We start from the raw sequence: 19965 nt of genomic DNA on the forward strand, positions 1-19965 counted from the left end.
CCTTCGGCCTGCCGCCCGGGTGCGCGGTACCGGGAGCTGGATCACTCTGGGTGTTCGTTGATCACTCCAGAGTGAGGAGCGCACATGCGTCGTCCTTTCGTCCGGGTGCTGACCCGGCCGTTGGTCCTGGCGGCCGCGGCCATGGCCATACCGCTGGTCTCCACCGCCCACACCGCCTCCGCGGTCCCCGCCGGCGGCGTGGTGGGCGGCTTCGCGGTCGATGTGTCGGAGAGTCCCTGGACCGTCGCCCTGTCCAGCCGTGACCGGTTCGGAGGTATGCGGTCCGGGCAGTTCTGCGGGGGAGTGGCCGTCGGCCCGACCACGGTGCTCACCGCGGCCCACTGCATGGGGGAGGACGTCCTGGGGGCTCCCCCGGACCGGGCGCACGACCTCAAGGTCGTCGCGGACCGCACGGACCTCTACTCGGACGCGGGCCGGGAGATCGCCGTGAACGAGATCTGGGTGAACCCGGCCTATGACGCCTACAGCAACTCGGGCGACTTCGCCGTGCTCAGACTGGCCGATCCGCTGCCGATGACCTCGGTCGTCGCGATGACCGGCGTCGGCGACGCGGCCTACGAGCCGGGGACCGAGGCCATGGTCTACGGCTGGGGGGACACCACGGGGAGCGGTTCCTACGCCCGCGGTCTGCGGGCCGCCCGTGTGCACGTACTGAGAGACAGTGTCTGCGCGAACGCCTACCCCGGGCCGGCCGACGGCGCCTACCGGGCGCGGACGATGGTGTGCGCGGGAGAGGCCCGGGGGGGCCGCGACTCCTGTCAGGGCGACAGCGGAGGGCCGCTGGTCGCGCGTGGCCGACTGATCGGCCTCGTCTCCTGGGGGGACGGATGCGGGCGGGCCGGCAGCCCCGGCGTCTACACGCGCGTGTCCGACATCGTCAGCACGCTGCGCTGGGAGGCGGCACTGCCGGGGGCGGCCCGGACGTCACACGCGACCGGACCGGGATAGGGGCGAGGCCGGGAGGGAACCACGAACAAGTGCGGGCGGCCGCCCCTGGGACGCAGGGGCGGCCGCCCGCCACCGGCCTGTGCCGGTCGTGGCTCGTCGTCGAACGCGAACGGTCAGCGCTCTTCTTCCGAGGCGGGAACGGCGGTCAGTCGCTCCGTCTCGTCCTGTATCTCAGCGGCGATCTTCTTGAGTTCCGGCTCGAACTTGCGACCGTGGTGGGCGCAGAAGAGCAGTTCTCCGCCGCTGAGCAGGACGACGCGCACGTACGCCTGGGCGCCGCAGCGGTCGCAGCGGTCAGCGGCCGTCATCGGGCTCGCGGGGGTCAGAACAGTAGTCACGTCGCCTCTTCTCTAGCTCGACGAGCTGTCGTACCAGGGTCAACATCCAACCAGCCCCAAACGTTCCCGCTCGTGGCTTCTCCTCGAAAAAATCTTTCGAGGCGGCCGTCTGCTGCCGGTTTGGCGGCGAATGTGCCGTATTACGTGTCTGTCGTGTCGTACGGTTTCGCGCTGTCGGTCATGGTCCGGTCCTCCCGGCTGGATTGCCGGTTTGTTCATGAGGACGTGCCCGGAGCCTAAATGGTTCATGCCTCGAAGGGAACGTGATATGTACTTCACTCCATCGAGTCATCGAACACGTATGCGACTCTGGACTAGTGTGAGATCGGGGGAGGGTGGCGTGACAACGGCTCTACCAGGCCTCGGTACCCTCTTTGCGGCGACCGAAGCCGCGCCCTTACCCCGTGAGGGCCCATCTGAAATTCAGCGAGGAGCGAACCGCGTGACCGCCGATACGTCCGTGCCGTCCACAGCGCTGCTGGCAGGAGCAGACCGGGACGGTTCCAACTACACCGCGCGGCACCTGCTCGTCCTCGAAGGCCTCGAGGCCGTGCGCAAGCGCCCGGGTATGTACATCGGGTCCACCGACAGCCGTGGCCTCATGCACTGCCTCTGGGAGATCATCGACAACTCCGTCGACGAAGCCCTCGGCAGTTACGGCGATCACATCGAGGTGATCCTTCACGACGACGGCTCCGTCGAGGTGCGGGACAACGGCCGGGGCATCCCCGTCGACGTCGAGCCCAAGACCGGTCTGTCCGGCGTCGAGGTCGTCATGACCAAACTGCACGCCGGCGGCAAGTTCGGCGGTGGCTCGTACGCCGCCTCCGGTGGTCTGCACGGCGTCGGCGCCTCGGTGGTGAACGCCCTGTCCGCCCGGCTCGACGTCGAGGTCGACCGCGGTGGACACACTCATGCGATCAGCTTCCGCCGCGGCGTCCCCGGGGCGTTCGCCGGCGCCGGGCCGGACGCGAAGTTCGAGCCCGCCAGCGGTCTGCGCAAGACCAAGCGCATCCCCAAGACCCGCAGCGGCACGCGCGTGCGCTACTGGGCCGACCGGCAGATCTTCCTCAAGGACGCCAAGCTCTCCCTGGAGCACCTCCACCAGCGCGCCCGCCAGACGGCCTTCCTGGTGCCCGGCCTGACCATCGTCGTGCGCGACGAGTACGGCCTGGGGGACGGCGGCAGCAAGGGCGAGGAGTCCTTCCGCTTCGACGGCGGCATCAGCGAGTTCTGCGAGTACCTCGCCGCCGACCGGCCCGTCTGCGACGTCCTGCGCTTCACCGGGCAGGGCTCCTTCAAGGAGACGGTGCCCGTCCTCGACGACCACGGTCAGATGACGCCGACCGAGGTCACCCGCGAGCTGGGCGTCGATGTCGCGCTGCGCTGGGGCACCGGGTACGACACCACCCTCCGGTCCTTCGTCAACATCATCGCCACCCCCAAGGGCGGCACCCACGTGGCGGGCTTCGAGCAGGCCGTCGCCAAGACGATGAACGAGGTGCTGCGCGCCAAGAAGCTGCTGCGCGTCGCCGAGGACGACATCGTCAAGGACGACGCCCTGGAGGGCCTGACCGCCGTGGTCACGGTCCGGCTCGCCGAGCCCCAGTTCGAGGGTCAGACCAAGGAGGTCCTCGGCACCTCGGCGGCCCGCCGCATCGTGAACACCGTGGTCTCCCGGGAACTGAAGGCGTTCCTGACGTCCACCAAGCGGGACGCGGCGGCCCAGGCGCGGGTCGTCATGGAGAAGGCGGTCGCCGCCGCGCGCACGCGCATCGCGGCCCGGCAGCACAAGGACGCCCAGCGCCGCAAGACGGCTCTGGAGTCCTCCTCCCTGCCCGCCAAGCTCGCGGACTGCCGCAGCGACGACGTCGACCGCAGCGAGCTGTTCATCGTCGAGGGCGACTCGGCGCTCGGTACGGCGAAGCTCGCGCGGAACTCCGAGTTCCAGGCGCTTCTGCCGATCCGGGGCAAGATCCTCAACGTCCAGAAGTCGTCCGTGACCGACATGCTCAAGAACGCCGAGTGCGGTGCGATCATCCAGGTCATAGGAGCGGGCTCCGGGCGGACCTTCGACATCGACGCGGCCCGCTACGGCAAGATCATCATGATGACCGACGCCGATGTGGACGGCTCCCACATCCGGTGCCTGCTGCTGACGCTCTTCCAGCGGTACATGCGGCCCATGGTGGAAGCGGGCCGGGTCTTCGCGGCGGTGCCGCCGCTGCACCGTATCGAGCTCGTCCAGCCCAAGAAGGGGCAGGACAAGTACGTGTACACGTACTCGGACCGCGAGCTGCGGGACAAGCTCATGGAGTTCCAGAGCAAGGGGGTCCGGTACAAGGACTCCATCCAGCGCTACAAGGGCCTCGGCGAGATGGACGCCGACCAGCTGGCCGAGACCACGATGGACCCGCGTCACCGCACCCTGCGGCGGATCAACCTCTCCGACCTCGAAGCGGCCGAGCGGGTGTTCGACCTGCTCATGGGGAACGACGTGGCGCCCCGCAAGGAGTTCATCTCCAGCTCGGCGGCGACGCTGGACCGCTCGCGGATCGACGCGTAGCGGCCGGCGCCGGGCCGGGCGGAACGCCGGGCGGGGCGGAACGCCGGGCGGGGCCGACCCCGCCCGGCGTTCCGGTCGCCCCCGGTCGCCCCCGGCCGCAAGGGGGCAGGGGTTCCACCCGTGGGTGGAGAGCACGGTTCGCAGAGATCCACCCGTGATCCACCCGGAGTCCGATCTGCGGACCCGCGCCTTTCCGTAGCGTCGAAGGCGTCGGCGGCATCCGCTGTCGGCGGCCCCTTCCCGCTCACGGAGGCTGAGATGCCCGGGCTCGTCAACGCTTCGCTGATCGCTCTCGCCGCCCCCCGGCCCGGCCGCTCCACCACCCCGCCCGTTCGCTCAGCCGTCCTGATGTGGTGGGCGCGGCCCCTGGAGCCGGTCCCCGTCCCGGCCCCGGCGTACGGCGACATCGCGTCCCGGCCCCGGTCGAAGGAGCGCGTGTGATGCGGGAAGCCTTTCTGCGCTGGCCCTCCCGGGAGGCGCTCGGCCATGAGGGGATCCCGAGGCCGAGGCGTCTGCTCGCCTGGGCCGTACGACTTCTGGCGGCGGGTGTCCTGCTCTGGAGCGCTTTCCACGATGATCGTGTCCATGGCTGGACGGTGGTGGCCGGGGCCGGCGGGGTCCTCCTGGCCGCCGTGCTGGCTTGGGCGTTCTGCCGTCTGACCGTCGAGCACCGGCTGTGGCCGTCCGTGAGCCTCTTGCTTCTGCTGCTGGGACTGGCCGCCTGCGCCCATGCCCTGGGTTTCGAGACGCCGGCCGCCGTCGTGTGGTGCGGGTCCGCCGTCGCGGCTCTGGAGCGGCTGCCCCTGGCGGCCGCCCTTCCGGCGGCGGGTGCGGGCTTCACCGCGTTCGCCCTGGCCGGCGACGGCGGATGGCGGAGCGCAGCCGCCACGACCGGGGGCCTGGCCCTCGCCGGGTACGTCCTCCGCCTGGACGCGGAGGCCCGGGGCGGTGCCCAGCGGCTGTTGGCCCAGGAGAGAGCCGCGCGGGCCGCGGAGGCGGAGTCGGCCGCGCTGGCCGAACGGGCCCGCATCGCCCGGGAGATCCACGACGTCCTGGCGCACAGCCTCTCGGCGCAACTCGTGCACCTGGAGGCGGCCCGTCTGCTGATCGAGCGCGGCGCGGACCGCGACCGGATCCTCGAGCGGGTGGTCGCGGCGCGCGGGATGGCCCGCGACGGCCTCGACGAGACACGGCAGGCGCTCTCCGCCTTGCGGGGTGAGCTGACTCCCCTGGAGGAGTTCCTGACCGGGCTGGTGCGGGCGACCGCCGGTGCGGAGATCACCGTGGCGGGGGAGCGCAGACCGCTGCCGGCCGAAGCGTCACAGGCCGTGCGTAGGGTCGCCCAGGAGGCCCTGACCAACGTGCTCAAGCACGCGCCCGGGGCCGGAGTGCGCCTGCGCCTCGACTACGGGCCGGACCACGTGGCCCTGCACGTCCAGGACTCGGGGGGCGCGCCGGGCGAACTCGCCGGAGCGGGAGGCGGGTACGGTCTGCCGGGGATGCGGGAGCGCGCCGAGCTGTTGGGAGGTTCGCTCGAGGCCGGGCCGGGTGAGGAGGGGTTCGTGGTGACGCTGAAGGTGCCGGTATGACCGGGGAGTCGGGGACGGAGCCCGCCCGGGTCGTGGTGGCGGACGACCAGACCGTCGTGCGGGAAGACATCGTGATGCTGCTCGGACTGCTGCCGGGGATCGAGGTCGTGGGCGCCGCCCGGGACGGCGAGGAGGCGGTGCGGCTCGTCGCCGAACTCGCCCCGGACGTGGTGCTCATGGACCTGCGGATGCCCCGCTGCGACGGAGCCGAGGCGACCCGGCGCATCCGTGCCGAGCATCCCGGCACCCAGGTCGTGGTGCTCACGACCTTCGGCGACGACGAGTCCTTGTTCCCCGCACTCAGAGCGGGCGCACGGGGTTACCTGACCAAGGACGCGGGCGGCGACGAGATCCTGCGGGCCGTGCGGAGCGTACTGTCCGGGGACGCGGGACTGTCGCCGAGTGTCCAACTGCGGCTGCTGGAGCATCTCTCGGCACCCGAGCCGGAACCGAGGCCGTCCGTCGGACCGCCCGACGGGCTGACCGCGCGGGAGACCGAGGTGCTCGTCCTGATCGCGGAAGGGCTCAGCAACCAGGAGATCGCCCGCCGGCTGCACGTGTCCACGGCGACCGTGAAGACCCACATCAACAACATGTTCACCAAGACCGGGCTCAAGGACCGTGCGCAAGCGGTGCGTTACGCGTTCAGGAAGGGCCTGGTGCGACCACCGACGGGGTAAACGGGGCTTTTCGTCACCTGATGGGGTGAAGTGGGAAGGGAAGAAGAGTCGGGGATCTTCCCGTTCTGTCCATCCTTGGGCATGCAGTCAAGCGATGGCCGTGCCCGCGGCGGCGAGCAGGGTTCCGAGAGTTCGGGCGACCGATGGCAAGGCGCGGGTCTGGCATCCGCCGAGGCACCCGAGGACGTGCGGTACGGCGACCCCTGGTACGACGCGCTGGCCTCCGGCTGGGGTGAGTCGGGCACCATGAGCCCGCCCGCGGTCGAGATTCCGGCAGCCCGTCGACAGCGTACGGACGGGGCCGCCGCGGCGGCGCTCGTGTACGTCGAGGTGCAGCGCAGCGACGCGTTCCAGCAGGTCCGCAGCCGGTACCGGCGGTTCGTGGTCCCCGCGGTCATCGGATTCTTCCTCTGGTACGTCGCCTATGTCGTGGCGGCGACGACCGTGCCCGAAATCATGGCCCGTCCCGTGTGGGGCGCGGTGAACGTGGCACTGGTGGCGGGCCTCGGACAGTTCCTCAGCACGTTCCTGCTCACCTGGGCCTACTCCCGGCACGCGCGGCTGCGCAGGGACCGTGCGGCTCTCGAACTGCGCTGGGACACCCAGCAACTGACGCGTGAGGCGCGAGGTGGTGCGGCGTGACCGGTGACCACCAGACGCTGGCGTTGCTGCTGTTCAGTGTCTTCGTCGCGATCACCCTGGGCATCACGACGTGGGTGAGCCGCAGCCGGCACGGCTCGGCGGAGGAGTTCTACGCGGGCGGGCGGCTGTTCTCGCCCATGGAGAACGGCTTTGCCATCGCGGGCGACTACATGTCGGCGGCGTCCTTCCTGGGCATCTCGGGGCTCATCTCCCTCTTCGGCTACGACGGACTGCTGTACTCGGTGGGCTTCCTCGTGGCCTGGCTCGTCGTGCTGTTCCTCGTGGCCGAACTGGTGCGCAACTGCGGGCGCTTCACGCTCGCCGACGTCATCGCCGCGCGGATGAGCGAACGCCCGGTGCGGATCGCGTCGGGGACGGCCTCGGTCACCGTGTCGGTCCTCTACCTGGTGGCGCAGATGGTGGGTGCGGGCAGCCTGGTGGCGCTCCTGCTCGGCGGCACGGGCGAGGCCGCCCGGGCGTGGGCGGTGATCGGGGTCGGCGCGCTCATGGTGATCTACGTGTCGCTGGGAGGGATGCGGGCCACCACATGGATCCAGATCGTGAAGGCGGTCCTGCTGCTCGGCGGCACGATCGTGCTCACCGTGCTCGTCCTGGTGCGCTTCCACGGCGATTTCGACCGGCTGCTGCGCACGGCGGCCGAGCGCAGCGGGCACGGGGCCGCGTTCCTGGCGCCCGGCCTGAAGTACGGCGGGGACTGGATCGCACGCTTCGACTTCATGAGCCTCGGGCTCGCCCTGGTACTGGGGACGGCGGGCCTGCCGCACATCCTGTCCCGCTTCTACACCGTGCCGACGGCGCGGGCCGCCCGGCGTTCCGTCGTCTGGTCGATCGGGCTCATCGGCGGCTTCTACCTGATGACGATCGTCCTCGGCTTCGGCGCGGCGGCGATCGTCGGTCCGGACGCCGTACGCGGCTCCCACGCCTCCGGCAACACCGCGGTACCGCTCCTCGCCCTCGACCTGGGCGGCGGAGCCGGTTCCACGGGCGGGACGGTGCTGTTCGCGATCGTGGCGGCCGTCGCCTTCGCCACGATCCTCGCCGTGGTCGCGGGGATCACGCTCGCCTCCTCGGCGTCGGTGGCCCACGACCTGTACGCCTCCCTGCGACGCAGGCACGTCGCACCGCGCAGCGAGGTGACGGTGGCCCGGATCGCCGCCGTCGGCATCGGTGCGATCGCGATCGGCCTCGGTCTGCTGGTCCGCGATCTCAACGTCGCGTTCCTGGTGGGACTCGCCTTCGCCGTCGCGGCGTCGGCCAATCTGCCGGTCCTGCTGTACTCGCTGTTCTGGCGGGGCTTCACCACCCGCGGTGCCGTCTGGGCGGTCTACGGCGGGCTGGTTCCGTCCCTGGTGCTAGTCGTGCTGTCGCCCGTGGTCTCGGGCAGCCCCCAGGCGCTCTTCCCGGACGTCGACTTCCAGGTCTTCCCGCTGGAGAACCCCGGGCTGGTCTCGATCCCGCTGGGCTTCCTCGCCGGCTGGCTCGGCACGGCCACCTCGGCCGAGGCGCCGGACGAGGCCAAGCACGCGGAGACCGAGGTCCGGTCGCTGACGGGCGCGGGGGCCGTCTGAGGTCGTGTCCCGACCGCCGCCGTCCTGGAGGAGAGGAACCTCAGGGACTCGTCCGTGCTCCGCGGACCGCTTCCTCAGGCGCGGGTCGCCCACACGTAACGGTGTTCCGGACGGCCCGCGTCGCCGTATTTCAGGGTGAGCCGGGCCCTTCCGGTGCGCTCCAGGAGCTTCAGGTAACGCTGGGCGGTCTGGCGGCTCACCCCGGTGCGCTCGGCGATCTCCAGGGCGGACAGGGGGCCCTCGGCGTTCATCAGGGACTGGCGCACGAGTTCCGCCGTGGTGGGGGAGTGTCCCTTCGGCAGCCCCGGTTCCGAGGGCGCGGACAGGGCGCCGAAGATGCGGTCGACGTCGGCCTGTTCGGCCTCGACACGGCTGTCGAGCGTGCGGCGCAGCTCCGCGTACGCCTCCAGCTTGCCGCGCAGACCCGCGAAGTTGAACGGCTTGACCAGGTACTGCAGGGCGCCTTGCCGCATCGCCGCCTGCACCGTCGTGACGTCCCGAGCGGCCGTGACCATGATCACGTCGGTCTGGTGGCCCTGCCCGCGTATGTTCCGGACGACCTCCAGACCCGTCCCGTCGGGGAGGTGGTGGTCGAGCAGGATCAGGTCGAGACGCGGCAACCGTTCCACCAGGCGGAGCGCTTCGGCCGCGCTGTGCGCCACGCCGGCGACGCGGAAGCCCGGCACCTTCTCGACGTAGGCCGCGTTGACCCGGGCGACCCCGGTGTCGTCGTCCACGACCAGGACCTCGATCATCGTGCCTCCTTCTCGGCGGTGCTCCGCGCGGACGCGGTCGGGGTGGGTTCCGGGTCGGCCCCGGTCAGCGCCTCGGGCAGCACGACGGTGAACTCGGCGCCCCCGCCGTGCGCGTCGCTCACGGACGCGCGCCCGCCCTGCCGTTCGGCGAGCCTGCGCACCAGGGGGAGACCGATGCCGCGCTTGCCGTGGGCCGGCGGCTCCTTCGTGGACCAGCCCTCCGTGAAGATCACCTCGTGTTGTTCGGCCGGTACCCCCGGTCCCGTGTCCCGTACGCGCAGAACGGCGGTGCGGCCCTCGGCGCGCAACTCGACCTCCACGCGCGCGTGAGGGGCGCCCGCCACGGCGTCCAGGGCGTTGTCCACCAGATTGCCCATGACCGTCACCAGCCCGCGCGGGTCGACCAGCCGGTCGGGCAGCCGGGTGTCGTCCGAGAGCCGCAGCGCCACGCCGCGTTCGGCCGCGACGGCCGCCTTGCCGACCAGCAGGGCGGCGAGCAGCGGGTCCTCGATCCTCTCCGTCACCTGCTCGGCCGTCGCCCGGTGGTCTCCCACCACTTCGCCGACGAAGTCCACGGCGTCGTCGTACATCTCCAGTTCGAGCAGTCCCAGGAGCGTGTGCATGCGATTGGCGTGCTCGTGGTCCTGGGCCCGCAGGGCGTCGATCAGCCCGTGCGTGGAGTCGAGTTCCCGGCCCAGCTGCTCCAGCTCGGTGCGGTCGCGCAGGGTGGCCACGGCGCCGCCGTCGTCGGTGGGCATCCGGTTGACGACCAGCACGCGCTGCCCGCGGACGGCGATCAGATCCGTGCCGGTCACCCGGCCGGCCAGCACGTCGGACGTACGGCCCCCGCCCAGCGCTTCGTCCGGTGACCGGCCCACCGCCTCGTCCCCGATGCCCAGGAGACGCTGCGCCTCGTCGTTCAGCAGGCGGACGCGGCCGGCCCGGTCCAGCGCCACGACGCCCTCCCGGATGCCGTGCAGCATCGCCTCGCGTTCCGCGAGCAGCGCCGAGATGTCGGAGAACGCCAGGTCCCGGGTCTGTCGCTGGACCCGCCGTGAGATCAGCCAGGCGGCCAGCGCCCCCACGGCGAGCGCGCCTCCCGCGTAGGCGAACAGCCCCGGGATGGCGTGGATCAGCCGGGCGCGCACGCTGTCGTACTCGATGCCGACCGAGACCGCCCCGACGATCCGGCCCGTGCTGTCGCGCAGGGGTACCTTGCCGCGGGCCGAGCGGCCCAGGGTGCCGTCGTCGATCTCCATGACCTCCCGGCCGGCCAGGGCCTCGCCGGGGTCCGTCGAGACGTGGCCGCCGACCTCCCGTGGCTCGGGGTGGGACCAGCGGACGCCCCGCGGGTCCATCACCACCACGTACTCGGCTCCGCTCGCCGCGCGGATCCGCTCCGCCTCACGCTGCACCGGGCCGTCGGCCGACGGCCGTGTGCGCCGCAGGTCCTCGGCGATCCGGGGCGCGGCCGCGGTGGTCTGCGCGATGGCGAGCGCGCGGCGCATGGCCTGGTCGTCCAGCTGCTGGCCGAGCGGTGCCAGGAACAGGCCGGTCGCGAGCACGGCGACTCCCGCGGCGATCGCCAGTTGCATGAGCAGGATCTGCGAGAAGACGCGCCGGGGCATGCCGAGGCGCAGGCGACGGACGGGAGGAGCGGAGCTCATGCCCACGACGGTACGCGGGCGGCCCCGCGGAGCCGTAGGGGTGTGTGGTGTGGATCTCTTGATCGACTCAAGAGGAAACGGTTCGGCGGTCGGCTCGCGCGGTGAGCGGCCGACCCGGTCCGGACCGGGTCGCTCAGCCGACCAGCGCCGCGGGCCTCAGTTCGCGCACCGCCACCACGTCCATCCGCGCGGGTGACCCCAGGACCGCCGCCCCGCAGCTCTCCGGACGGGGCGGCAGGGACGCGCCCTGGGCCACGACGACCCGCCAGCGCCGCCCGTCGACGTGGGCGACGGTCACCTCCCAGCGCGGTGCCTCGCCCTGCGTGCGCACGACGGTAAGGGCCTCGGACGCGTCCTCGCCGGTCGCCCTCCGCACGGCCAGCTCCGCCGCCTGGGCGGGCCGTTCCCAGGCGGAGCTCCCGCGGCAGCCGTCCGTGACGACGCGGCCCTCCCGGACGCCCCGCAGCACCTCTTGGACGGAGTGGGCCCGAGCGCGACCGTAGGCGTAGCCGTACGGCAGGACGAGCACGGTCGGCGAGAACCGGTGACCGCCCAGATGGGTGACCTCCCAGACGCCGTCCACGCCCGACGCGGCGAGTTCGGCGGCGAGGGGGCGGCCGAGCAGGGCACAGCAGCGGTCGCGCTTGCCGTTGGTGCAGACGAGGGCGAGGGGGGCGCCGGTGTGCGGGGTGCCGCCGAGCGCGGTGCCGAAGGTCCGGTGGTCGCCCCGGCCGAGCGCGCCGAGGTCGAGGTCCAGCAGGCGGCCCGGGTCGTCGGTGGTGGCCCCGTGCAGCCACACCCCGCCGGGCACGGTGTGGGCCGCGTACACCCGGCGCGGGGGAGGAGTGCCGAGATCGGCGTGGGGTCCGGGGCGGCGGATGAGCGCGACGCGTACGCCGGTGCCCTGCGCGGCGTCCTCCAGGGCACGGCCCAGCGCGGGGTCCAGGTGGCTCGACGTGAGCGCCTCGGCACCCCAGGGGCCGGGCTGTTCCAGCAGCAGCCAGGTCGTCGCCGTGGCCGCGGTCCCCGGCATGGGCTCGTCGAGGTCCCGCGAGACGGTCGTGCACGTACTCACAGAGGTGAGCCTAACCTGACTTGGTGTCCGGTGACCTCCGGTGGGGCGCGTGTCCGGTGACGCGGCACGCGCGCACGGGCCGCGGCACGCGCGCACGGGCCGCGGCACCGGACACGCGCGTGCCGCACGGGTTCCGCCGCCGCGTCGTGGCCGCTCGGCGCGGCGGCGGGCCCGGGCCGTGTCCGCGGAGTCCCTTCCTCGGAGGGGCCACCCCAGCCCCGTGACGCCTGGCGCGCCTTCCCGCCGCACCGGGCGGAGTCCCCGGTGTGTCCCGTACGAGGGCCTTCGCCCGGCACGCGCAGAGCACGCACCGGACGTAGCGGGGCCCGCCCTCCGGGCGGACGACGGGACGTCGCGGACCGGCCTACGCGGGGAGCGGTCGGGGAGGCTCCGGGCCCACGTAGAGACCGCTCGGACGCATGCGCAGGGGGCGTTCGCCGTACTCCTCCAGGGCGTGCGCGATCCAGCCCGCCGTCCGGGCGACGGCGAAGACGGTCTCGCCGGCCGACGCCTCCATGCCGCAGGAGGCCGTCAGGACCGCCAGCGCGAGGTCGACGTTGGCGTGCAGCGGTGTGTGACGGGCGGTCGTGTCCACGATGTCGCGGGCGGCGGCCAGGGCCGGCGCCGCCTCGGGGATCTCTGCCAGCAGGCCGAAGAGGACGCGCGCGCGGGGGTCCTCCCGTGCGTACAGCCGGTGTCCCAGGCCGGGGATGCGGCGGCCGGCCCGCAGCTCCTCCGCGATCACGGGGCCCGCCGCTCCCCGGTCGAGCACATCGAGCACCAGCCGGTGCGCGAGTCCGCTCGCCGCGCCGTGCAGAGGGCCCTCGATCACTCCGAGCCCCGCGGTGACGGCCGCGTACGCGTGCGCGCGGGCGCCGGCCGCGACCCGCACCGCGAGCGTCGACGCGGCCAGGTCGTGGTCGACGAGCAGGGCGAGCGCGGTGTCCAGGACGTGCAGGGCCGCCTCCGTCGCGGGCCGCCGGCTGAGCCGCCCCCACAGCCGCTGGGCCAGCGGACCGCCGTCCCGGTGAGTGGTCGTTCTCGGCGGCAGGGCGGCCACGAGGGTCGGGATGAGACCGCGGGCGGCGCCGAGCACCGCGTCCTCGGACAGGTCGAAGCGGAGCGGGTCCGCCACCGAGGCCGCGATCGCCGCGACGCGCAGGCGGTCGGTGGGGCCGGCGTGTTCGGGCAGGGCGCCGACCGCGCGGCGGGCGGCCTCAACGGAGGCCCGGGACGCGGTGAAGGCGGCGCCGTGCCGCATGCGGCCGGTCCAGAGCCATTCGGCGACCTCTTCGTACGAGTGCCGGGTGGCCAGCTCGGTCGCGTCGACGCCTCGGTAGTAGTACCGGTCCTCGCGGATGAGGGTGAGGTGGGTGCGTACGGGCTGTTCGGCGCCCGCGCCCGGACTCCCGTCGCTCTCCCGCCTGTTGCGCCGCGCGAGCGCCTCGACCTCCCGGGCGTCGAAGGTGCTGCCCCGGCCGCCGGGCGCGCGCCGGCTGTCCAGCTGGCCGCGGCTGACGTAGGCGTACACGGTCTCGGGCTTCACGCCGAGCAGCTCGGCGGTCTCCTTGGTGGTCAGCCGTCGTTCCGGACGGCCGGGGCCGGGTTCCTGATCGTGCATGAGAGCACCGTATCGACAGGAAGCATAGGTTGATTAAATCAATATTGACACTCTACTAATCAATCATGGACAGTCGAATCAAGTTCAAGGAGGAGACCATGTCCGTCAACAGGTACGCAGCCCCGTCCGTCGAGGTGCCGCGGGGACTCGCCGGGGTCGTCGTCGCCGACACCGAGGTCGGTGACGTCCGAGGGCGTGAGGGCTTCTACCACTACCGGCAGTACTCGGCCGTCGACCTCGCCCGCAGTCGCCCGTTCGAGGACGTCTGGCACCTCCTCGTCCACGGCCACCTGCCGGACGCGGACGGCGCGGCGGCCTTCGCCGCGCGGACCGCCGCTCTGCGCAGGCTCCCCGACCGGGTGGCGGCCGCCCTGCCGGCCGTCGCGGCGGTGGGCGGCGGCCCGCTCGCCGGCCTGCGGACGGCCCTGTCGCTGCTGGGCGCCGCGAAGGGTTTCCGGCCGGTGTACGACATCGACGCCGGCCTGCGCAGGGAGGACACCCTCGCCGCGGCGGCCGCCGTGCCCACCCTGCTCACCGCGCTTCACCGGCTGGGAAAGGGCCTCGAGCCCGTCGAGCCGCGCGACGACCTCTCGTACGCGGCGAACTACCTGTACATGCTGACGGGTGCCGAGCCGGAGCCGGAACGGACGCGTGCCGTCGAGCAGTACTTGATCTCCACCGTCGACCACGGTTTCAACGCGTCCACCTTCACCGCCCGGGTCGTCGCCTCGACGGGCGCGGACGTGGCCGCCTGCCTGGTCGCCGCCGTGGGCGCGCTGTCGGGCCCCCTGCACGGCGGCGCCCCCAGCCGCGCGCTGGACACCCTGGACGCGATCGGCACTCCCGACCGCATCGACCCGTGGATCCGCGAGCGGGTTCTCGCCGGTGATCGCATCATGGGTTTCGGACACGCCGTCTACCGGACCGAGGACCCGCGGTCGCGCATGCTCCGCGAGATCGCCCAGGGCTTCGGAGGGCCGCGCGTGGACTTCGCCCTGCGGGTCGAGCGCCAGGTCGAGGCGATCCTCGCCGAGCTGAAGCCGGGCCGGGAACTGCACACGAACGTGGAGTTCTACGCGGGCGTGGTCATGGAGCTGTGCGGCGTGCCCCGCGAGATGTTCACCCCCACCTTCGCGGCGGCCCGTGTCGTGGGCTGGAGCGCCAACATCCTGGAACAGGCGGAGGACAAGAAGATCATCCGGCCCGCCGCCCGGTACGTGGGACCTCGGGCGCCCGTCCCGGTGTCGGCGGCCTGAGCCGGAGCGCGGCCGCCCCCGCGGGCGACCGGTCCGCGGGCGACCGCCCTCGAGGCGGCCGGGGAACGCGTGTGGCCTGGTGCCGTTCCGGCGCCAGGCCTCATCGGTGGTGATCGAGCAGGCACGGGGTGCCGGGCTGCTCGTGGGGTGACCGCCGGCTCGCCGATCGGTGGCGCGCGGCCGGGGTGCGGGCGACGGGAGGGGTCTTCGGGTGGACGCGTGCCCGGGCGGTGGGGTCAGGCGTCGGGGATGTCCGCCTTGGCGCGGATCAGGGTCTCCCTGCTCACGACGACGATGCGTTCGTAGTCGGCGCGTGCGGCGTCCGCGGGCAGTTCACCGTCCAGCGCCTCGGTGGCCTCGGTGCCGATGACGGCGAAGTTTCCGTCACTGAGTTCGAACACGTCGGGGCAGGTCGATCCGGAGGAACTGCCACGGGCGCTGGGGGGCACACCGATGCGGCGCACGATCTTCAAAGCTACCGGTCCTTATGAACGATCAACTCGACGGAGTGGTGGACGCCACACGCTACTGGTGCCGGAGAGGCTCCTGCGCCGCATGGCCGAAAAACACTCCTGTCGTGTCACCGGTTCCCCTGCGTTGACCGGCAGGGCGCTCGACGTCAGTCGGCGGGAGGGGTGCCGACGACCCACCATTCGTCCGTGTCGGCTTCGTCGAGGTCTTGGACGAGGCGGTCGACCATGCGGCCCACGCGCGCCTCCTCCGACGTCTCGCTGAGGGAGGCGCGCATGTGCCTCGCCGCCTCCCAGTACTCGCGGAAGACCGGACTCTGGAAGAACTCCCGCAGGGCCGCGTAGAGCTCGTCGCGGTCCACCAGCCCCGCCCGGTAGACGTGGTAGAGGTTGACGTACCAGGCGTTGGCGTAGAAGAACTGGCGGCGCCTCTCCGCCGGGATGTCCTTGTCGTACGTGTCGATGACCTCGGCCAGGGACGGGTCGTCGATCGCCCTGGTCAGCAACTCCCAGTGCATGCGCTGCTGGTGCGCCAGGGACTCGCGCCGGATCGCCAGTTCCTCCAGCTCCAGCCGGCGCGTGTGCAGACGGGCCTTCTCCGCGCGCCGCCGGCGTACGGCCAACGTCAGCCCGGCCGTGGCGACCACAACCCCTGTCGCCGCGGAGGCGAACCTCCCCGCGATCTTCTTTCGTGTGACCATGTCAACCCCCGAATCAGGCGGCCGCCCGCCGGTCGTCGGGTGCGGGCCGGCTGACGGGGACCGGCGAGCGATGGGCGGCGCTTGCCATCTCCAGGGTGCCGAGCGGCTCTGACCGGCGGGGGAGGCGGAGAGGAGGCGCACGGAGGGAAGCGAGGGTCGCACACTCCGGCGCCTTGCCCAACGTCTGCCTCGCGGCCACTGCCGACCATCGTTCACTTCGCGGTGATTCTTCCGGCTCGTATCCTGGCTGCGCATTCCATCCCCGACCGTGCGCCGGGCCGTGAGCCGGTGCACGCGTAGGTGTCAGAGAGGTCGCACGTTGACGCAGAGCCGCACTCCGCAGCAGATCCCGGTCGTCGTACTCGCCGGATTCCTGGGTTCGGGCAAGACGACACTGCTCAACCACCTCCTCCACCGCGGCGGAGGCAGCCGTATCGGCGCGATCGTGAACGACTTCGGTTCCATCGAGATCGACGCCATGGCCGTGGCGGGCGCCCTCGGCGACTCGACCGTCTCCCTCGGCAACGGCTGCCTGTGCTGTGCCGTCGACGCCGGTGAGCTGGACGGCTACCTCGAACGCCTCGCGCACCCCTCGACCGGCATCGACGTCATCGTCATCGAGGCCAGCGGGCTCGCCGAGCCGGGGGAACTGGTCCGGATGGTCCTCGCCAGCGAGCATCCGGGAATCGTGTACGGCGGCCTCGTCGAGGTCGTCGACGCCGCCGAGTTCGACGAGACCCGCACCCGGCATCCGGAGATCGACCGCCACCTCGCCCTCGCCGACCTCGTCGTGGTCAACAAGCTCGACCGGGCGCCCGACGCCGCCCGCGTCCTGGACCTCGTCCGCTCCCTCGCCGGCCGGACCGCCGTCGTCCCCGCGACCTACGGCCGTGTCGACCCCGAGTTCCTCTTCGACTGCCGGCCGAACGAGGAGCGGGTGGGGCAGCTCTCCTTCGACGACCTGCCCCGGCGGGACGGCGACGCCCACGACCGGCAGGACGGCTCCGACGGGCCGGAAGGCCACGGCGATCACACCGGCCACCCGCACGCCGCCTACGACAGCGTGTCCTTCGCCTCCGAGGTCCCGTTGGACCCGCGCCGGCTGATGCCGTTCCTCGACAGCCGTCCCGAAGGGCTGTACCGCATCAAGGGGTACGTCGACTTCGGGCCGCACGACCCCGCCAACCGCTATGCCGTACACGCCGTCGGGCGCTTCCTGCGCTTCTACCCGGAGCCCTGGGGCCCCGCCGAGGAACGCCGCACCCAGCTCGTCCTCATCGGTTCCGGCATCGACGCCGCCACCCTCGCCAAGGAACTGCGGGCCTGTGAGAACGACGCCCCGCACGCCGACGAACGCGGCATGTGGGGCGTCCTCCGCTACGTCCGGGACCCCGACGACGAAGCGGCCGAGGAGGCTCAGGGCCTCCCATAGGGATCGTGCCGGGGACCGGCACGATCCGAACGGAGGACCCTAGACGGGGCCCGCCACGACCGACACCGGCTTGCCCAGCGACACGCCCGAGCCGTCCCGGCGCGGGTCGATCTCCGGCAGGTCGACCGGTGTGCCGTTCTTCTGGGCGGCCCGTGCCGGGACGGTGCCCGCCCAGGCCAGGGACAGGCAGTCCTCGCCCTTCAGGAACCGCTGGCAGCGGACGCCTCCGGTCGCCCGCCCCTTGCGCGGGTACTGGTCGAACGGGGTCAGCTTGGCCGTCGTCTGGACGGAGTCGTCCAGGGTGCCGCGCGAACCCGCGACCGTGAAGACCATCGCGTCGGCCGCCGGGTCCACGGCCGCGAAGGCGATCACCTTCGCGCCGTCCGTGAGCTTGATGCCCGCCATCCCACCGGCCGGCCGGCCCTGCGGGCGGACCTGCGAGGCCTGGTAGCGCAGCAACTGGGCGTCGTCCGTGATGAAGACCAGGTCCTCCTCCCCGGTGCGCAGCTCCACCGCACCGACGATCCGGTCGCCCTCCTTGAGGGTGATGACCTCCAGCTCGTCCTTGTTGCCCGGGTAGTCGGGCACCACGCGCTTGACGACGCCCTGCTCCGTGCCGAGCGCGATACCGGGGGAGGACTCGTCGAGCGTGGTCAGGCAGACCACCGTCTCGTCGGCCTCCAGCGAGACGAACTCCGCCAGCGGCGCGCCACCCGAGAGGTTCGGCGCGGACGCCGTGTCCGGCAGCTGCGGCAGGTCGACGACGTTGATGCGCAGCAGCCGTCCCGTCGAGGTGACCGTGCCGATCTCCCCGCGCGCGGTGGCCGGCACGGCCGACACGATCACGTCGTGCTTGGTCCGCCGGGCGTCGGTGTCCTGCCCGAAGGGCTCGGCGTTCGCCGTACGGGCCAGCAGGCCCGTCGAGGAGAGCAGCACGCGGCACGGGTCGTCGGCGACCTGGAGCGGCACGGCGGAGGCCGGCGTGCCCGCCGACTCCAGCAGGACCGTACGGCGCTCGGTGCCGAACTTCTTGGACACCACGGCCAGTTCGGCCGAGACCAGCTTGCGCAGCTCCGCGTCCGACTCCAGGATCCGGGTCAGCTCGGCGATCTCCTCGTTGAGCTTCTCCTGCTCCGCCTCCAGCTCGATGCGGTCGAACCGGGTCAGCCGGCGCAGCGGCGTGTCGAGGATGTACTGCGTCTGGATCTCCGACAGGGAGAAACGCTCGATCAGGCGCTCCTTGGCCTGCGCGCTGTTGTCGCTGGAGCGGATCAGCCGGATGACCTCGTCGATGTCGACGAGTGCCGTGAGCAGGCCCTCGACCAGGTGCAGGCGGTCGAGGCGCTTGGTCCGGCGGAACTCGCTGCGCCGCCGGACGACCTCGAAGCGGTGGTCGAGATAGACCTCGAGCAGCTCCTTCAGCCCCAGCGTGAGCGGCTGGCCGTCCACCAGCGCCACGTTGTTGATGCCGAAGGACTCCTCCATGGGCGTCAGCTTGTACAGCTGCTCCAGGACCGCCTCCGGCACGAAGCCGTTCTTGATCTCGATGACCAGGCGCAGTCCGTGCTCACGGTCGGTGAGGTCCTTGACGTCGGCGATGCCCTGGATCTTCTTCGAGCCGACCAGGTCCTTGATCTTGGCGATGACCTTCTCGGGACCGACGGCGAAGGGCAGCTCGGTGACGACCAGGCCCTTGCGGCGGGCCGTCACGGTCTCCACCGACACCGTGGCGCGGATCTTGAAGGTGCCGCGGCCCGTCTCGTAGGCGTCCCGGATCCCCGAGAGGCCGACGATCCGCCCACCGGTGGGCAGGTCCGGGCCCGGGACGTGCTTCATCAGCGTGTCCAGGTCCGCGTTCGGGAACCGGATCAGGTGGCGGGCGGCCGCGACGACCTCGCCCAGGTTGTGCGGCGGCATGTTCGTGGCCATGCCGACCGCGATGCCCGAGGAGCCGTTGACCAGGAGGTTCGGGAAGGCGGCGGGCAGCGCCGCCGGCTCCCGCTCCTGACCGTCGTAGTTCGGGTTGAAGTCGACCGTGTCCTCGTCGATGGACTCGGTCATCAGGCTCGTCGCCGCGGTCTGACGGCACTCGGTGTACCGCATGGCGGCCGGCGGGTCGTCGTTGCCCAGCGAGCCGAAGTTGCCGTGGCCGTCGACCAGGGGCACGCGCATGGAGAACGGCTGGGCCATGCGCACGAGGGCGTCGTAGATCGACGCGTCGCCGTGCGGGTGCAGCTTGCCCATGACCTCGCCGACGACCCGCGCGCACTTCACGTAGCCGCGGTCGGGGCGCAGGCCCATCTCGTTCATCTGGTAGACGATGCGGCGGTGGACGGGCTTGAGGCCGTCGCGGGCGTCCGGCAGGGCGCGGGAGTAGATGACCGAGTACGCGTACTCGAGGAAGGAGCCCTGCATCTCGTCGACGACGTCGATGTCGAGGATCCGCTCCTCGTACGAGTCGTCGGGCGGCGGGGTCTTCGTGCTGCGGCGGGCCATCGCTGCCGGCTCCTCCTGTTTCCTGGTCGCTCGCCTGCGGGGCGCTCACGTCGGTGTCGACGCGGCGTCCTTCGGCTCACTCTTGCTTGCTGAGGCGTGTGACGGGATCTCCGCGGACC

17 protein-coding genes are annotated in these 19965 nt (G+C 72.1%); 9 read left to right on the forward strand and 8 right to left on the reverse strand.

All coding sequences use genetic code 11. The annotated features are described in order from the left end of the window. Positions 1-84: 84 nt before the first annotated feature. Positions 85-969, forward strand: coding sequence for a S1 family peptidase (locus ACZ5FU_RS32010; RefSeq protein ID WP_451527149.1), 885 nt, complete (start codon positions 85-87; stop codon positions 967-969). Positions 970-1082: 113 nt separating this feature from the next. On the opposite strand, the gene ACZ5FU_RS32015 is transcribed toward ACZ5FU_RS32010, so the two are convergent. Continuing rightward, positions 1083-1307 (reverse strand): DUF7455 domain-containing protein, encoded by a 225-nt coding sequence (locus ACZ5FU_RS32015; protein WP_073492764.1) that lies wholly within the window; start codon positions 1305-1307, stop codon positions 1083-1085. Positions 1308-1749: 442 nt separating this feature from the next. Here ACZ5FU_RS32015 and ACZ5FU_RS32020 point away from each other — a divergent pair, with 442 nt between their 5' ends. The 6 genes from ACZ5FU_RS32020 to ACZ5FU_RS32045 all read left to right on the forward strand — a co-directional run bounded on the left by ACZ5FU_RS32020 (position 1750) and on the right by ACZ5FU_RS32045 (position 8373). Continuing rightward, positions 1750-3873 (forward strand): DNA gyrase/topoisomerase IV subunit B, encoded by a 2124-nt coding sequence (locus ACZ5FU_RS32020; RefSeq protein WP_451527150.1) that lies wholly within the window; start codon positions 1750-1752, stop codon positions 3871-3873. Positions 3874-4131: 258 nt separating this feature from the next. Further along, a complete protein-coding gene (locus tag ACZ5FU_RS32025) occupies positions 4132-4314 on the forward strand; it encodes a hypothetical protein (protein ID WP_451527151.1) in 183 nt (60 codons plus the stop codon). Continuing rightward, positions 4311-5462 (forward strand): sensor histidine kinase, encoded by a 1152-nt coding sequence (locus ACZ5FU_RS32030; protein ID WP_451527152.1) that lies wholly within the window; start codon positions 4311-4313, stop codon positions 5460-5462. The genes ACZ5FU_RS32025 and ACZ5FU_RS32030 overlap by 4 nt, the downstream gene beginning before the upstream one ends. Continuing rightward, positions 5459-6142: a response regulator transcription factor gene (locus ACZ5FU_RS32035; protein ID WP_469047621.1), complete on the forward strand. Its 684-nt coding sequence runs from the start codon at positions 5459-5461 to the stop codon at positions 6140-6142. Before ACZ5FU_RS32030 ends, ACZ5FU_RS32035 begins: the two co-directional genes overlap by 4 nt. A gap of 81 nt (positions 6143-6223) precedes the next feature. Next, positions 6224-6784: a DUF485 domain-containing protein gene (locus ACZ5FU_RS32040; RefSeq protein ID WP_451527154.1), complete on the forward strand. Its 561-nt coding sequence runs from the start codon at positions 6224-6226 to the stop codon at positions 6782-6784. Beyond that, positions 6781-8373, forward strand: a complete 1593-nt coding sequence (locus ACZ5FU_RS32045; protein ID WP_451527155.1) for a solute symporter family protein — start codon at positions 6781-6783, stop codon at positions 8371-8373. Before ACZ5FU_RS32040 ends, ACZ5FU_RS32045 begins: the two co-directional genes overlap by 4 nt. 74 nt (positions 8374-8447) lie before the next feature. Here the strand turns inward: ACZ5FU_RS32045 and ACZ5FU_RS32050 are convergent, their stop codons facing one another. The 4 genes from ACZ5FU_RS32050 to ACZ5FU_RS32065 all read right to left on the reverse strand — a co-directional run bounded on the left by ACZ5FU_RS32050 (position 8448) and on the right by ACZ5FU_RS32065 (position 13491). Then, entirely contained in the window at positions 8448-9128 is a 681-nt protein-coding gene (locus ACZ5FU_RS32050) for a response regulator (RefSeq protein ID WP_451527156.1), read from the reverse strand. Continuing rightward, a complete protein-coding gene (locus ACZ5FU_RS32055) occupies positions 9125-10795 on the reverse strand; it encodes an ATP-binding protein (protein WP_468644172.1) in 1671 nt (556 codons plus the stop codon). The genes ACZ5FU_RS32050 and ACZ5FU_RS32055 overlap by 4 nt, the downstream gene beginning before the upstream one ends. A gap of 133 nt (positions 10796-10928) precedes the next feature. Continuing rightward, positions 10929-11870: a sucrase ferredoxin gene (locus ACZ5FU_RS32060; RefSeq protein ID WP_451527158.1), complete on the reverse strand. Its 942-nt coding sequence runs from the start codon at positions 11868-11870 to the stop codon at positions 10929-10931. Positions 11871-12234: 364 nt separating this feature from the next. Beyond that, positions 12235-13491 (reverse strand): citrate/2-methylcitrate synthase, encoded by a 1257-nt coding sequence (locus tag ACZ5FU_RS32065; RefSeq protein ID WP_451527159.1) that lies wholly within the window; start codon positions 13489-13491, stop codon positions 12235-12237. A gap of 98 nt (positions 13492-13589) precedes the next feature. Between ACZ5FU_RS32065 and ACZ5FU_RS32070 the strand changes: the two genes are divergently transcribed. After that, the gene (locus ACZ5FU_RS32070) at positions 13590-14747 is read left to right on the forward strand and encodes a citrate synthase/methylcitrate synthase (RefSeq protein WP_468644237.1); all 1158 of its coding nucleotides are present in this window, start codon (positions 13590-13592) and stop codon (positions 14745-14747) included. Positions 14748-14983: 236 nt separating this feature from the next. Here the strand turns inward: ACZ5FU_RS32070 and ACZ5FU_RS32075 are convergent, their stop codons facing one another. Both ACZ5FU_RS32075 and ACZ5FU_RS32080 read right to left on the reverse strand, forming a co-directional pair. Beyond that, positions 14984-15220, reverse strand: a complete 237-nt coding sequence (locus ACZ5FU_RS32075) for a hypothetical protein (RefSeq protein ID WP_398100153.1) — start codon at positions 15218-15220, stop codon at positions 14984-14986. A gap of 146 nt (positions 15221-15366) precedes the next feature. Further along, a complete protein-coding gene (locus ACZ5FU_RS32080) occupies positions 15367-15918 on the reverse strand; it encodes a DUF6082 family protein (RefSeq protein ID WP_451527160.1) in 552 nt (183 codons plus the stop codon). A gap of 319 nt (positions 15919-16237) precedes the next feature. Between ACZ5FU_RS32080 and ACZ5FU_RS32085 the strand changes: the two genes are divergently transcribed. After that, positions 16238-17350 carry a CobW family GTP-binding protein gene (locus ACZ5FU_RS32085; RefSeq protein ID WP_451527161.1) on the forward strand — a complete coding sequence of 371 codons (1113 nt, stop codon included), beginning with the start codon at positions 16238-16240 and terminating at the stop codon, positions 17348-17350. Positions 17351-17389: 39 nt separating this feature from the next. Here the strand turns inward: ACZ5FU_RS32085 and ACZ5FU_RS32090 are convergent, their stop codons facing one another. Beyond that, positions 17390-19846, reverse strand: a complete 2457-nt coding sequence (locus ACZ5FU_RS32090; RefSeq protein ID WP_451527162.1) for a DNA gyrase/topoisomerase IV subunit A — start codon at positions 19844-19846, stop codon at positions 17390-17392. Between the last annotated feature and the right edge of the window lie 119 nt (positions 19847-19965).

It is taken from the genome of Streptomyces sp. NPDC031554 (genome assembly GCF_055580685.1).

Coding starts and splice junctions, on each gene's coding strand:
- ACZ5FU_RS32035 (WP_469047621.1), top strand. CDS start 5,459: ATGACCGGGGAGTCGGGGACGGAGCCCGCCCGGGTCGTGGTGGCGGAC.
- ACZ5FU_RS32090 (WP_451527162.1), bottom strand. CDS start 19,846: ATGGCCCGCCGCAGCACGAAGACCCCGCCGCCCGACGACTCGTACGAG.
- ACZ5FU_RS32040 (WP_451527154.1), top strand. CDS start 6,224: ATGCAGTCAAGCGATGGCCGTGCCCGCGGCGGCGAGCAGGGTTCCGAG.
- ACZ5FU_RS32055 (WP_468644172.1), bottom strand. CDS start 10,795: ATGAGCTCCGCTCCTCCCGTCCGTCGCCTGCGCCTCGGCATGCCCCGG.
- ACZ5FU_RS32070 (WP_468644237.1), top strand. CDS start 13,590: ATGTCCGTCAACAGGTACGCAGCCCCGTCCGTCGAGGTGCCGCGGGGA.
- ACZ5FU_RS32025 (WP_451527151.1), top strand. CDS start 4,132: ATGCCCGGGCTCGTCAACGCTTCGCTGATCGCTCTCGCCGCCCCCCGG.
- ACZ5FU_RS32080 (WP_451527160.1), bottom strand. CDS start 15,918: ATGGTCACACGAAAGAAGATCGCGGGGAGGTTCGCCTCCGCGGCGACA.
- ACZ5FU_RS32010 (WP_451527149.1), top strand. CDS start 85: ATGCGTCGTCCTTTCGTCCGGGTGCTGACCCGGCCGTTGGTCCTGGCG.
- ACZ5FU_RS32065 (WP_451527159.1), bottom strand. CDS start 13,491: ATGCACGATCAGGAACCCGGCCCCGGCCGTCCGGAACGACGGCTGACC.
- ACZ5FU_RS32050 (WP_451527156.1), bottom strand. CDS start 9,128: ATGATCGAGGTCCTGGTCGTGGACGACGACACCGGGGTCGCCCGGGTC.